Genomic DNA, 14,256 nt, shown 5'->3' with positions numbered 1-14,256 from the left:
TCTAACATGGCGCATCTTTTACAGGATTATTTTTATCAGTAGCATTAAAAATATTAAAATAAGCCCTGTTTTGCAATATCTTTTGTATCTTTGCAATTACAAATTATTAATAGATTATGAAAAAAGGAGATAAAGTTAGATTCTTGAGCGAAGTGGGTGGCGGAAAGGTTGCCGGCTTCCAAGGTAAAAATATTGTGCTCGTTGAGGATGAAGATGGATTCGAGATTCCGATGCCTATCAACGAGGTAGTTGTGGTGGAGCAGGATGAATACTCCATGGACAAGATGATTTCGGCTAAGATGGATGCGCAGCAGAAGGCTGAGGAGCATGCTAATACCGAACTGCATCAGGACTGCCGGAGTATCAAGGCCATCTTGAATGATCACGATGACGTGGATATGGAGGTAGAGGAATATGATGCTGCCGACCGTGAGATAACCTTTGTGAAACCGGTTGAGGAACGTACGGGTGGCAACAAACTCAGTGCTTATCTCGCCTTTGTACCTATCAACATCAAGGACGTAACCAATACCCGTTTCGAGACCTATATGGTGAATGACAGCAACTACTATCTCCACTATACCTATCTCGTGGCTGAGGGAAATGCATGGACTCTGAAAGCTGAGGGAGAAATAGAACCGAACACCAAACTCTTCATCGAGGAATTCGGTCGTGAGGCTCTAAACGAGATGGAACATATCGCCATCCAGATAATAGCCTACAAGAAGGACAAGCCATTCCTTCTGAAACCGGCAACAGATGTTCAGTTCCGCCTCGATCCTGTGAAATTCTATAAGCTTCATCTTTTCGAGGAGAACGATTTCTTCGAGACTCCAGCCTATCTCTTTACGATTGTTGAGAACGATGAGATTGCCCGTCCGCTGGTCATTGATTCCAAGCGCCTGAAAGAGCAGATGTATAAGGATGAGAAGGTTGTTGCCAACACTAGCAAGAAGAAAAGCAAGAAGGATGATGGTACAGTTGTAATAGATCTTCATGCAGATGAAGTGCTTGAAACAACTGCTGGAATGAATTCTGCCGATATCCTTCATTATCAGATGGATATCTTTAAGAAGACCATGGAAGAATATAAGAAAAAGAAGGGACAGAAAATTATCTTTATTCATGGAAAGGGTGAAGGCGTGTTGCGCCAGACTCTCATTCATGAGTTGAACTATCGCTATAAGAGTTGTATCTATCAGGATGCTTCTTTCCAGGAGTATGGCTATGGTGCTACACAGGTAACAATAAAGTAATTTATTATGAAGTACGGATTTATTAAGGTAGCTAGTGCCATCCCTGCCGTAAAGGTGGGTGATGTCATTTTCAATACCCAGCAGATAGAGGAACAGATAGCGCTGGCTGAGGGAAAGGGTGTAGAGATTATTACATTCCCGGAACTCTCTATTACGGGTTATTCCTGTCAGGATCTCTTCCGCCAGCAGATGCTTCTCGAATCATCCGAGCAGGCGGTGATGATGTTGCTCGATTTCACACGCAAACTCGATATCATCTCTATCGTAGGTGCGCCGGTGATAGCGGGCGACTTGTTGCTCAATTGTGGTATTGTTATCCAGCATGGGCAGATTCTCGGTATTGTACCGAAGACATATCTTCCAAACTACAGCGAGTTTTATGAGAAACGCTGGTTTGCCTCGGCTCAGGACCTGAGAGATTGCGAAGTTCGTTATGCAGGACATAAGGTAAAACTGACGCCTGATGTTCAGATATTCCAGACGTTCGACGGTGTACAGTTTGGTGTGGAAATCTGTGAAGATGTATGGGCTCCGGCTCCTCCTAGCAATAAACTGGCGCTGGCTGGAGCAGATCTGATCTTCAACCTTTCTGCAAGCGACGAACTCATCGGAAAACATAATTATCTGAAGAGTCTGCTCAGCCAGCAGAGTGCCCGTACCATGACCGGATATATCTACAGTTCCTGTGGTTTCGGTGAGAGTACACAGGATGTGGTTTATGGTGGAAATGCCCTGATTTATGAGAATGGAGTTTTACTTTCACAGAGTGAACGTTTCTCTCTTGAACCGCAGATGGTTATCTCACAGATAGATGTAGAGAAACTCCGCACCGAGCGTCGTACGAATTCTACTTATGTGAATGCCCAGCGCAATATTAAATATTCTGTTCTTGGCGGTCAGTTCAATATCCGAAATATCGAAGCCGAACCAACCGAGAATGAGCGCGATTTTGTGTTGGAACGTGAGGTGAATCCTCATCCGTTTATTCCTACCAGCAGCGATATGAATGCCTCTTGCGAGGAAATTTTCAATATCCAACTCATGGGACTAGCCAAGCGTATCGTTCATACCCATGCCAAGACCGTAGTAATCGGTATCAGCGGTGGTTTGGATTCTACGCTGGCCTTGCTGGTTTGCGTAAAGGCTTTTGACAAACTCAAGATGAATCGCAAGGGTATTGTAGGTGTCACCATGCCGGGTTTCGGAACTACAGACAGAACCTACAACAATGCCATCTCGCTGATGCAGAGCCTCGGTATCACCATCAAGGAAATCAGTATTGCCAAGGCGGTAACCCAACACTTTGAAGATATCGGTCAGGATGCCAGTGTACATGATGTGACTTACGAGAATTCCCAGGCTCGAGAACGTACCCAGATCCTGATGGATTTAGCCAATAAGATGGGGGGTATGGTTATCGGTACCGGCGACCTTTCTGAGTTGGCATTAGGATGGGCCACCTATAATGGCGACCACATGAGTATGTATGGCGTGAATGCCAGCATTCCTAAGACCCTGATCCGTCATCTCGTAAATCATGTAGCTGAGAGTGGGGTAGACGAACAGAGCCGCATCACTCTTCGTGATATCATCGACACTCCTATCAGTCCAGAGTTGATTCCGGCAGATGAGAATGGAAATATCAAGCAGAAGACGGAAGATTTGGTGGGACCATACGAACTGCATGATTTCTTCCTCTACTATTTCCTGCGTTTCGGTTTCCGTCCTGCCAAGATTTACATGTTGGCAAAGAAGGCATTTATTGATTCCGAACTGGAGCGTGTAAAGATCAGTGATAATGATCCAGACAGCTATGATGAGGAGACTATCAAAAAGTGGCTGAAGACCTTCGTGCGCCGTTTCTTCAATCAGCAGTTCAAGCGCAGCTGTCTGCCAGACGGTCCGAAAGTAGGTAGCGTAAGCCTCAGCCCTCGTGGCGACTGGCGTATGCCTAGTGATGCTGCATCTGCCATCTGGCTGCAAGAGGCTGAAAATTTATAATACATGGCAGCGAAGTTTTAATAAAACGGGAAATAAAAAGTTAGGAGTCGGGGTGCTGTTCCAACTCCTAACTTTTTTGTTTATAATAAAATAATTATATAAAAAGTCTTTCTATTTTTGGGTAAAACATATTTTTTTTGTAACTTTGCGCCCAAAAGTAAAAACATTATAAAAATATAAGATAATATGGCTAAGAAATTTGCCGAGCATAATGGTCTGAATCTGACACAGACCAACAATGACGTACTCGCAGCGTGGGAGAAGAATGATATCTTCCACAAGTCTATCGACGAGCGTGAAGGCTGCCCTCAGTTTATCTTCTTCGAGGGACCTCCATCTGCTAATGGTCATCCTGGTATTCACCATGTGTTGGCCCGTAGTATCAAGGATACATTCAATAGATACAAGACCATGAAGGGATTCCAGGTTCACCGCAAGGCGGGATGGGATACCCACGGACTTCCTGTTGAACTCGGTGTCGAGAAGGAACTCGGCATCACCAAGAAGGATATCGACAACAAGGCTTCAGAGAAGTATATCTCTACTGAGGATTACAACCACAAGTGTCGCGAGAACGTGATGAAGTTCACAGCTGAATGGCGCGAGTTAACCGAGAAGATGGGTTATTTCGTTGATCTCGATCATCCTTATATCACCTACGATAACAAGTATATCGAGACTCTCTGGTGGCTCCTCAAGCAGCTCTACAACAAGGGGTTGCTCTACAAGGGTTACACCATCCAGCCATACTCTCCAGGTGCAGGTACAGGCTTGAGCTCTCACGAGTTGAACCAGCCTGGCTGCTATCGCGATGTTAAGGACCTCACCACCACAGCCCAGTTCCTCATCAAGGATCCTAAGGCAGAGTGGACCAAGTGGGGCAAGCCATACTTCATCGCATGGACCACTACACCATGGACTTTGCCATCTAACGTGGCTCTCTGTGTAGGTCCTAAGATTGACTATGTAGCCATCGAGACCTATAACCTCTACAATGGCGAGCCTATGACACTCGTGATGGCTGAGGCTCTGGTAGGTTCATATCTGAAGGCGGACCAGGAGTGCAAGGAAGGCAATCTCCTGCCATTCGACAAGGAGAAGAAGCAGTGCCCTTGGCGCATTATCGACCACATGAAGGGTACAGACCTCGAAGGCTTGCACTACGAGCAGCTCCTTCCTTGGGTAAAGCCATGCGAGAAGGTTGATCTCTTCGCACCAGCTTTCGTTACAGAATATGCAGCTGCTCATCCTGAGAAGGTATTCGCTTCTGAGGATGGTCGCGATCAGTTCGTCGAGATGGAGAGTGAGGCTTTCCGTGTAATCCTCGGCGACTATGTTACTACCGATGACGGTACTGGTATCGTTCACATCGCTCCTACATTCGGTGCCGATGATGCCAAGGTGGCTAAGGATGCCAACATCCCAGCGCTCTACCTTATTAATAAGAAGGGTGAGACCCGCCCAATGGTTGACCTCCAGGGTAAGTTCTATCTCATCGAAGACCTCGATGCCAACTTCGTAAGCGCTTGCGTCAACAAGGAGGCATACGCTCATCATGCAGGCGACTACGTGAAGAATGCCTACGACCCACAGTTTAATGTGGATGGTGTTTGGGACAAGAAGGCTTCTGATAAGGCAGAAGACCTGAACATCGTACTCTGCTACGAGTTGAAGCAGGAGGGCAAGGCTTTCAAGAGCGAGAAGCATGTTCACAACTATCCTCACTGCTGGCGTACCGACAAGCCTATCCTCTACTACCCATTGGATAGCTGGTTTATCAAGGATACCGCCCGCAAGGAGCGCATGGTAGAATTGAACAAGACCATCAACTGGCAGCCTGAGAGCACCGGTACAGGACGTTTCGGCAACTGGCTCGAGAACCTGAACGACTGGAACCTTTCACGTTCACGCTTCTGGGGAACTCCATTGCCAATCTGGCGTGATGAGAACCGTGGCGAGAAGTGTATCGGCAGTCTTGAGGAACTCTATGCTGAAATCGAGAAGTCTGTGGCTGCCGGCATCATGCAGAGCAACCCATTGAAGGAGAATGGTTTCGTTCCTGGCGACTACAGTCAGGAGAACTATGATAAGATTGACCTCCACCGTCCATACGTTGACAAGATTGTATTGGTTAACGAGGAGGGCAAGCCAATGTATCGTGAGAGCGACCTGATTGACGTTTGGTTCGATTCTGGTTCAATGCCTTATGCCCAGCTCCACTACCCATTCGAGGGAGAAATGGCCCATGGTTCAGAGGCAGACCGCGACGCACTTATCCATAGTACCTACGAGGGATATGCTATTCCTCCTAAGTTCTATCCAGCCGACTTCATCAACGAGGGCGTGGATCAGACCCGTGGATGGTTCTTCACCCTGCACGCCATCGCTACCATGGTATTTGATAGCGTAGCCTTCAAGAACGTTATCTCTTCTGGTCTCGTCCTCGATGCCAAGGGTAACAAGATGAGTAAGCATGTGGGTAACGTAACCAACCCATTCGAGATGATCGATAAGTATGGTGCCGACCCTGTTCGTTTCTATATGATGACCAACAGCGAGCCTTGGGACAACCTGAAGTTCGACCCTAACGGTGTGGATGAGACCCGTCGCAAGTTCTTCGGTACCTTATATAATACCTACAGCTTCTTCGCCCTCTACGCTAATGTAGATGGTTTCGATGCAGAGGCTGCTCAGGTGCCATTTGAGAAGCGCCCAGAGATTGACCGCTGGATTCTCTCTTCACTCAATACCCTCATCAAGGGCGTTGACAGAGAGTTGGCTGGCTACGATCCAACCCGCGCAGGCCGTCTCATCGATGCTTTCGTCAACGATGACCTCTCTAACTGGTACGTTCGTCTGAACCGTAAACGTTTCTGGGGTAAGGAGATGAGTGAGGATAAGTTGAGTGCTTACCAGACTCTCTATACCTGTTTGATGACAGTGGCTAAACTCTTGGCTCCATTCGCTCCATTCTATGCAGACGAGTTGTATCACGACTTGGGCGGTGAGTTGGAGAGCGTACACCTTGACAAGTTCCCTGTAGCTGATGAGACAGCTATTGATGCCGACTTGGAGGAGCGTATGGCCATCGCCCAGAAGATTACTTCTATGGTATTGGCATTGCGCCGCAAGGTGAACATCAAGGTTCGTCAGCCACTCCAGCAGATTATGATTCCTGCCGTAGATGCAACCCAGAAGGCACACATCGAGGCAGTAGCCGGACTGTTGAAGAACGAGGTGAACGTAAAGGAGGTTAACTTCATTGAGGGTCAGGGCATTCTCGTAAAGAAGGTGAAGTGTAACTTTAGAGTGATGGGTAAGAAGTTCGGCAAGCTGATGAAGGGTGTTGCTGCCCAGATGTCAGCACTCAATCAGGACCAGATTGCAGCCTTCGAGAAGGCAGGCAACATCACATTGAATATTGACGGCCAGGAAGCCGTGGTAGAGGTAGCCGACGTGGAGATTATCTCAGAGGATATTCCAGGATGGCTCGTTTCTAACGATGGCAATCTGACCGTGGCACTTGAGGTAGAGTTGACCCCAGAATTGAAGAAGGAGGGTATGGCTCGTGAGTTGATTAACCGTATCCAGAACCTCCGTAAGGAAACTGGCTTGGAGATTACCGACCGTATCAAGGTGACTGTGGCTTCTAATGAGGATACTAACGCAGCCATCGAGGCATTCGGCGACTACATCAAGGGTCAGGTATTGGCAGACAGTATCGAAATCGGCGACAACGCAGGTGTTGAAACCGAGTTTGATGACTTTAAGTTGAACATTCTCGTAGAAAAGAATTAAATAGTTAGAAGTTAGAAGTTAGGAGTTAGGAGCATTTCCAAACTACTTGCTTCTAACTTTCTAGCCCTTATTTCCTAAAAACATTAACAAATAACATAATAGATAACATCTATGGCTAACGAAAAACTACGTTATAGCGATCAGGAGCTCGAGGAGTTCCGCGCTATCATTGATGAGAAATTGAAGGTGGCAAAGCAGACTTATCATGATTGTATGGCTCAGCTGAACCACTCAGACAGTAATGATGTGGTAGATACATCACCAACCTACAAGGCTCTTGAAGAGGGTAGTGAAGCACAAAGCAAGGAAGAAATCATCCAGATGGCCCAGCGTCAGCAGAAGTTCATCAAGGGATTGGAAGCAGCTTTGGTTCGTATCCAGAACAAGACCTATGGTATTGACCGCGAAACAGGCGAGTTGATTCCTAAGGAGCGTTTGCGTGCTGTACCTCATGCCACTTTGAGTGTAGCTTCTAAGGAGGCTAGAAAGAAATAATAAATGGAGAAAACAAGTAAAATTAAAATCGGATGGCTCGTCACGGCAATGGTGGTTGTGCTTCTTGTTATCGATCAGATTATCAAGGTGTACATCAAGACCCATTTTTGCCTTGGCGAGTCTGTTCGTGTTACTGATTGGTTTTATATCGAGTTTGTTGAGAACAACGGAATGGCTTGGGGCATGTCGTTTATCGGCAAGTTCTGGCTAAGTCTGTTGCGCCTGGTAGCCATCTGTGCGTTGAGCATTTATCTGCATCGCATCATTAAGCGTGGTACCTATCGCCTGTTATACATCATTCTGGTGTCGCTGGTTCTGACGGGTGCAATCGGCAATATGATTGATTCCATCTTCTACGGACTCATCTTTACCGGTGCATCACCTTATTATGTATCTTATCTCGTGCCTTTCGGTGAGGGCTATGCACCCGTACTTATGGGCAAGGTGGTAGATATGTTCAGATTTCCGTTCTTTACCTACACCTGGCCTGAATGGTTCCCTTTCTGGGGTGGACAGCATGGTACATTTTTCGATCCTGTATTTAATTTTGCAGATTCCTGTGTATCAGTCGGCATTATATCTCTCTTGCTTTTCTGTAGAAAAGAACTGGAAGCCCTCGGAGGTGGTGATAAGAAGATTGGTGTTAAAGACGCTTCTTCTGTAGAAACTGCTGAAGAAAAGAAAAAGTCAGAATCTCAAGAAAATAAGGAGGACAAGTAATCATGAAGAAAGCTTTTCTTTATCTCTGTTTGATAGTAGGCTTTTGCGCAGCTTTCGCTTCTTGTAAGCCTTCGCTTCCAAGAGATGTACTCTCTAAAGGTAAGATGACAGATATTCTGTTCGATTATCACATCGCTCTTGCTATGGCTCAGAGTGAAGATGGTGGTAGTGAGAAGAATAGCCTGGCTTATCGCGAGGCAGTACTTAAGAAACATGATGTCACGTCGGCTGACTTCGACAGTTCGATGGTTTATTACATGCGCCATACAGAGTTGCTGCATGATGTGTATAAGGATCTGGCTGAAAGATTGGATAAAGAGGCGGTTGCTTTGGGTGGAAATAGTGCTGGAAATAGTGATTTTGACAATCTTACTTCTGTAGGCGATACTGCCAATATCTGGAAAGAGGCTACTTCAATGGTATTCTCGACAGATGCTGGTTTCAACAGTCGCAGTTTCAAGATTGAAGCTGATACTGCTTTCCATAAGGGTGACCGGTTCCGACTTGATTTTGAGTCGCAGTTTATCTTCCAAGATGGTATGCGCGATGGTGTTGCTTTACTGGCTGTACAGTTTAAGAACGATAGTGTAGCACAGACTGTAATTCATATTCAGAGTGCTCAGCACTATAGTGTGGAACTCGCTGATAATGACAGTCTTGGAATTAAGTGCGTCAAGGGATTCTTCATGCTGAATGAGGGAGGCTTCAGTTCTGATGCCGGTTCTATGACAACTCTCAAACTGATGTTTGTCAACAAGATTCGTCTTATTCGTATGCATCCTAAGAAGGTGGCGCCGGCATCTTCATCAGCAACATCTTCTGATTCATCAAAAGTAGATACAGCCCGTAAGACCCGCATACCTGGTCCAAGTGTTCCTGCACGTCCGGTTGGAACTCCAATGCCTCCAACAAGTGCACCGGTTCCTATGCCTGATAAACCCATCCAACTGAAGAGTAATTAGTCTGGATATATCAGATTTATACCGAACGTATATGATAGATATGAGACGATGTGGTGCCCATGTGGTACATTTGCCTGATGGTACAAGACTAGAGCAGGCAGTAGTAGAAATCGTAGAGGATAGGGTAGTAAACTACTATGAGTTTCGCAATGAACTTCCGATGACCGAATGGTTAGGAGGAGAGATCAGAGTGGAATTCGATGAAGAAGGAATCCGTCGTGCCTTTTGGAACGGGAAGAGAATTAATAGTTGACAGTTAATAGTTAATGGTTAACATTTACAGAGTAAACAATAAACATTAAAAATAAACATTAATAATATGTTAAGCGTAGATCAATTAGAAGACAAGTTGATAGACTTGGCATTTGCTGAGGATATCGGTGATGGCGACCATACAACCTTGTGTTGTATCCCAGAAGACGCCATGGGTAAGAGCCACTTGCTTATCAAGGAAGATGGCGTGTTGGCTGGTGTTGAAATGGCAAAAAAGGTATTTGCCCGTTTCGATCCTACAATGAAGGTAGAGGTGTTGCTCCAGGATGGTACCCATGTTAAGAAGGGTGACATTGCAATGATTGTAGAGGGTAAGACTCGTTCTTTGCTCCAGACAGAGCGTTTGATGCTCAATATCATGCAGCGTATGAGTGGCATTGCTACTATGACAGCTAAGTATGTAAAGCGTCTTGAGGGTACAAAGACACATATCCTTGATACCCGTAAGACAACTCCAGGTCTTCGCATGTTGGAGAAGCAGGCTGTTAAGATAGGTGGTGGTATGAACCATCGTATCGGTCTTTTTGATATGATTCTCTTGAAAGATAATCATATCGATTTCGCCGGTGGCATCGACAATGCAATCGACCGCTGTCATGCATATCTCAAAGAAAAGGGTCTTGATCTCAAGATTGAAATCGAGGTGCGCAGTTTCGATGAACTTGATCAGGTTTTGAAGCATGGTGGTGTAAATCGTATTATGCTTGATAATTTCTCTGTGCCTGATACAAAGAAGGCAGTAGACATCATTGCTGGTAAGTATGAGACTGAGTCTTCTGGCGGTATCACTTACGATACGATTCGCGATTATGCAGAGCAGGGAGTTGATTTCATCTCTGTTGGTGCCTTGACACATAGTGTGAAGGGCTTGGATATGAGTTTCAAGGCTTGCGATTAAGAGTGATTTAAGTGAAGAGTGAAGAGGGAAGAGTGAAGAATTCAAATGCTTTTCTCTTTGTTTTTCTGAAATAATTTTGTGGAGTTAGGAGACTTTTCTAACTCCACATTCTATATTAATAAAGGTATATTTATGAATAAGATTTTCGCTTCAGCCATAATGGCTGTGGCTATGTTGGGCAGTGTCTCTGAGGCTGAGGCATGTACCAACTTTATAGTAGGGAAAAAAGCATCGGTAGATGGATCTGTGATGTGTTCATATAGTGCCGATGACTATGGTATGTTCCAAAATCTCTGTCATTTTCCTGCCGGTAAGCATGCTAAGGGTGAGATGCGTAAGATTTATGATTGGGATACCAATAAATATCATGGTGAGATTCCGGAGGCTGCCGAAACTTATAATGTAATTGGTAATATCAATGAATGGCAGGTTACCATCGGTGAAACTACTTATGGTGGACGTGAGGAGATGGCTGATTCTACAGGTATCATGGACTATGGTTCACTCATCTATGTTGCCCTGCAGCGCAGTAAGACTGCCCGTGAGGCTATCAAAGTGATGACAACCATCGCCAATACTTACGGCTATAATTCAGAAGGAGAAACCTTTACCATCTGTGATCCGAACGAAGCTTGGATTATGGAGATGATGGGCAAGGGACCAGGCTCTAAGGGTGTGGTTTGGGTAGCTCTCCGTATTCCTGATAATGCAGTTTGTGCACATGCTAACCAGAGTCGCATAGGCAAGTTCAATATGAAGGACAAGAAAAACGTGATGTATGCCAAGGATGTCGTTTCTTTTGCTCGCAGCAAGGGCTGGTATCAGGGCAAGGATGCTGATTTCTCATGGAAAATGGCATATGCTAAGCCTGATTTCTCAGGCCGTCGCTTCTGTGATGCTCGTGCTTGGGCTCTCTTGAATCATTTCTATGATATGAGTCCTTATCTTGATTGGGCATTGGGAAAGGATCCTAATGCGAAGGATATGCCTCTTTGGGTAGTTCCTAACAAGAAGGTGAGTGTTGCAGATGTTGAGGCTTGCATGCGTGATCATTATGAGGGTACACCTCTTTCTGTAGCTGATGGCAATGATATCGGAGGTGGTATCTGGCAGATGCCTTACCGTCCAACTCCATTGATGTTTAAGGTTGATGGCAAGCAGTGCTTCAACGAACGTCCTGTCAGCACACAGCAGAGTGGCTTTGTTTTTGTTAGCCAGATGCGTTCATGGATGCCTAGAGAGATTGGCGGTGTTCTTTGGTTTGGTAATGACGATGCCAATATGGTAGCGTTCACACCAATCTACTGTTCTTCTACAGTTCGTCCTGAGTGTTATAATACACCGGGAGCAGATGCTGTGAACTTCAGTTTCAAGAATGCTTACTGGGTGTGCAATATGACCAGCAATATGGTTTATCCTCGTTACAGCCTGATGTTCCCAACTTTGAAAGAGGTTCGTGACAGTCTGGATAATAGCTATTTTGCAGCTCAGTCAGGTGTTGAGGCTAAGGCTCAGGAATTGTATGCACAGAATCCACAGGCTGCCGTCAAGTATCTCAATGATTATGGTATTGAGAAGGCACAGCAGATGCTGGCACGCTGGCAACAACTCTTCCAGTTCATGGTAGTGAAGTATAATGATATGATTATCAAGCCAACCAAGAAAGATGGCAGTTTCGAGAAGACTCCTTATGGATTGGGTGCAACCCCAGTTCGTCCTGGATATCCTGAGAAATATGCCAAGGAACTTATTAAGCAAACAGGAGACAAGTTCCTGGTTCCAGAAACAAAGTAACGATATTCATCATAACATAAAGAAAGCCGATTCAAGTATATCGCTATACGAGAATCGGCTTTTCTATTTTATTGACTTACAATACTAAATAATGGTATTATAATTTTAAAAGTTACGGCTTTTAAAATCTTATTTGAAGTATCTCTTGTAGAGACCTGCGAAACCTGCACAATGACGAGCCTCATCTTTAGCCATCTCATGAACGGTATCGTGGATAGCATCTGAACCCTGCTCTTTAGCAAGTTTAGCAATGCGGAACTTATCTTCGCAAGCACCCTTCTCTGCGGCAATGCGAGCCTCGAGATTGCTCTTTGTATCACCCAAAACCTCACCGAGAAGTTCTGCAAAACGAGAAGCGTGATCAGCCTCCTCATAGGCATAACGCTTGTAAGCCTCTGCAATTTCAGGATATCCTTCACGATCTGCCTGGCGTGCCATAGCAAGATACATACCTACTTCGCCACACTCACCATTAAAGTGATCCTTCAAACCCTTAATGACATCTTCATTGACGCCATCCTTATATGCCTGACCGAGAACGTGAACTGTAGCAAATGTCATATCGTCATCTACAGCATCTTCCATCTCCTTGAACTTGCTGGCTGGAGCCTTGCAGATAGGGCACTTCTCTGGTGCTTCTGTACCTTCGTAAATGTAACCGCAAACTGTACAAATAAACTTTTTCTTCATAATGTTTTTGTTTTAAATATTGTTGTATAATTATTGTTTTTTGAATTAGTGAACAGTCTCTTTGAGAGGTGACTTTGCGCCTTTTTTAGCGCATTCAGCGCAGATTCCTCTATAGTAAAGCTGTTCTTCCAATACGATGTTTCCTTCGATTTCCTTCCCTGGTTCAACTGTCGGGGCTGGTTCGCCAAAGAAGTCTATTACTTTGCCACAATTCTTGCAATAGAAGTGTACGTGGCTTTTGATATTTCCGTCATAGCATACGCGATGCTCGTCGATTGTAATCATTTGAGCTGCATTGTGCTCACTCAACATTCTGAGTGTGTTGTAAACGGTTGTCTTGCTCAATGTAGGAATACTATCAGCTAATCCTTTGTACACATCCTCGATAGTTGGATGAGTTGGATGATTGATAAGCCAATCCATGATGGCAATTCGTTGGAGTGATGGTCTGATACCTTTCTCCATGAGTCTTTGATAAGCTTCTGTCTGCTTCATAATTACTTGTTTTTATTATTTATGTTGCAAAGATAAGTAATTCTTTTGATTCAACCAAATGTTTTTGCAAATATTCCAAAGTATTTTTGAATATTTTACAATTGAATAGTTGTTTTAAGATTTGTTGTGCTAAAAAGGGGATTATATGATTCGCTTTCGGAAATTTGGATACTCATACCTTTCGGAAAAAGTAATTCCCCGTTACACAACTGAAGTATTGTAACGGGGAATTATATTTGAAAATAAACTTTATACGAAATTTCAGGTGATTATCTCAAGTCGATGACTTCGGCACCTGGGCATTCTTTGCTGTTGAAATTGAATGTGCTGTTGGAAACGCTCTTTGATCTGAAGTTACTTACCGTGATGGTACTCCAGGTATTGCCCTGTCGCATCTTGACAACCGATGGAATATGTGTCTTTTTGTTGATGGTGATATACATCTCGGCTACAGAACGTTTCTGATTATTGGCAATGAGATGAACCACATAGTTACTGCCTGCTGTCTTGAGCGATGACTTATAACCAGTCTTATATATATTAATAAAGGTATAAGGGTTCATAGACATCTGCTGAGCTTGTGTAGGGTTGCTGACATTCACCTCGTTGGTTTTCTTCAGATAAGTCCACTGGGTCTTGCCGTTGAACCAGACGATGGCTTGCGGGGTACGGGCGTTAAACTTGTTGCCTTTGATGGCAATGCTGCCGCTTGCCGAACCATACTTAGAACTGCTCATCTTGAAGTTGGCGCTAGCTCCACTTTTGTTGCCTATAACGGCAGCGGTCTTATCGAGTACCTGTTTTGCTGTCTGCGCCATGGCTCCGATACTCATCATCGCAACGAGAGCCAATGCTAAAATCTTTTTCATTTTTA

The 14,256-nt window shown here is 44.8% G+C and carries 12 protein-coding genes; 9 read left to right on the top strand and 3 right to left on the bottom strand.

Features of this window, described 5'->3' with window-relative positions; translation table 11 throughout:
- The first annotated feature begins 116 nt into the window (after nucleotides 1–116).
- From KSW37_RS04045 to KSW37_RS04005, 9 genes are all read left to right on the top strand, one after another.
- Entirely contained in the window at nucleotides 117–1,256 is a 1,140-nt protein-coding gene (locus KSW37_RS04045; protein ID WP_217313416.1) for a DUF2027 domain-containing protein, read from the top strand.
- A 6-nt stretch (nucleotides 1,257–1,262) separates the two neighbouring features.
- Nucleotides 1,263–3,257, top strand: a complete 1,995-nt coding sequence (locus KSW37_RS04040) for an NAD(+) synthase (RefSeq protein WP_217313415.1) — start codon at nucleotides 1,263–1,265, stop codon at nucleotides 3,255–3,257.
- A gap of 186 nt (nucleotides 3,258–3,443) precedes the next feature.
- A complete protein-coding gene (gene ileS, locus KSW37_RS04035; RefSeq protein WP_217743425.1) occupies nucleotides 3,444–7,055 on the top strand; it encodes an isoleucine--tRNA ligase in 3,612 nt (1,203 codons plus the stop codon).
- Between the two features lie 111 nt (nucleotides 7,056–7,166).
- Entirely contained in the window at nucleotides 7,167–7,550 is a 384-nt protein-coding gene (locus KSW37_RS04030) for a TraR/DksA family transcriptional regulator (protein WP_022120972.1), read from the top strand.
- Nucleotides 7,551–7,553: 3 nt separating this feature from the next.
- On the top strand, nucleotides 7,554–8,270 hold the full coding sequence (locus KSW37_RS04025) for a lipoprotein signal peptidase (RefSeq protein ID WP_217313413.1): 717 nt from the start codon (nucleotides 7,554–7,556) through the stop codon (nucleotides 8,268–8,270).
- A gap of 2 nt (nucleotides 8,271–8,272) precedes the next feature.
- Nucleotides 8,273–9,232, top strand: a complete 960-nt coding sequence (locus KSW37_RS04020) for a DUF4296 domain-containing protein (RefSeq protein ID WP_217313412.1) — start codon at nucleotides 8,273–8,275, stop codon at nucleotides 9,230–9,232.
- Between the two features lie 40 nt (nucleotides 9,233–9,272).
- The gene (locus KSW37_RS04015; protein ID WP_217313411.1) at nucleotides 9,273–9,485 is read left to right on the top strand and encodes a hypothetical protein; all 213 of its coding nucleotides are present in this window, start codon (nucleotides 9,273–9,275) and stop codon (nucleotides 9,483–9,485) included.
- A 66-nt stretch (nucleotides 9,486–9,551) separates the two neighbouring features.
- Nucleotides 9,552–10,403 (top strand): carboxylating nicotinate-nucleotide diphosphorylase, encoded by an 852-nt coding sequence (nadC, locus tag KSW37_RS04010; protein ID WP_089543435.1) that lies wholly within the window; start codon nucleotides 9,552–9,554, stop codon nucleotides 10,401–10,403.
- Nucleotides 10,404–10,562: 159 nt separating this feature from the next.
- Nucleotides 10,563–12,197: a dipeptidase gene (locus KSW37_RS04005; protein ID WP_437183108.1), complete on the top strand. Its 1,635-nt coding sequence runs from the start codon at nucleotides 10,563–10,565 to the stop codon at nucleotides 12,195–12,197.
- A gap of 129 nt (nucleotides 12,198–12,326) precedes the next feature.
- Here KSW37_RS04005 and KSW37_RS04000 read toward each other — a convergent pair whose 3' ends face one another.
- The 3 genes from KSW37_RS04000 to KSW37_RS03990 all read right to left on the bottom strand — a co-directional run bounded on the left by KSW37_RS04000 (nucleotide 12,327) and on the right by KSW37_RS03990 (nucleotide 14,251).
- Nucleotides 12,327–12,887 (bottom strand): NADH peroxidase, encoded by a 561-nt coding sequence (locus KSW37_RS04000; protein WP_022120967.1) that lies wholly within the window; start codon nucleotides 12,885–12,887, stop codon nucleotides 12,327–12,329.
- Between the two features lie 45 nt (nucleotides 12,888–12,932).
- The gene (locus tag KSW37_RS03995) at nucleotides 12,933–13,382 is read right to left on the bottom strand and encodes a Fur family transcriptional regulator (protein WP_217313409.1); all 450 of its coding nucleotides are present in this window, start codon (nucleotides 13,380–13,382) and stop codon (nucleotides 12,933–12,935) included.
- Nucleotides 13,383–13,651: 269 nt separating this feature from the next.
- On the bottom strand, nucleotides 13,652–14,251 hold the full coding sequence (locus KSW37_RS03990) for a LolA-like putative outer membrane lipoprotein chaperone (RefSeq protein WP_217313408.1): 600 nt from the start codon (nucleotides 14,249–14,251) through the stop codon (nucleotides 13,652–13,654).
- Nucleotides 14,252–14,256: the final 5 nt, after the last annotated feature.

The sequence above is a fragment of the Segatella copri genome (genome assembly GCF_019127135.1).
In the GTDB taxonomy this organism is placed as follows: domain Bacteria; phylum Bacteroidota; class Bacteroidia; order Bacteroidales; family Bacteroidaceae; genus Prevotella.
Note: the sequence above shows the minus strand (reverse complement) of the source record. Positions and strands in the feature narration are given on the sequence as shown.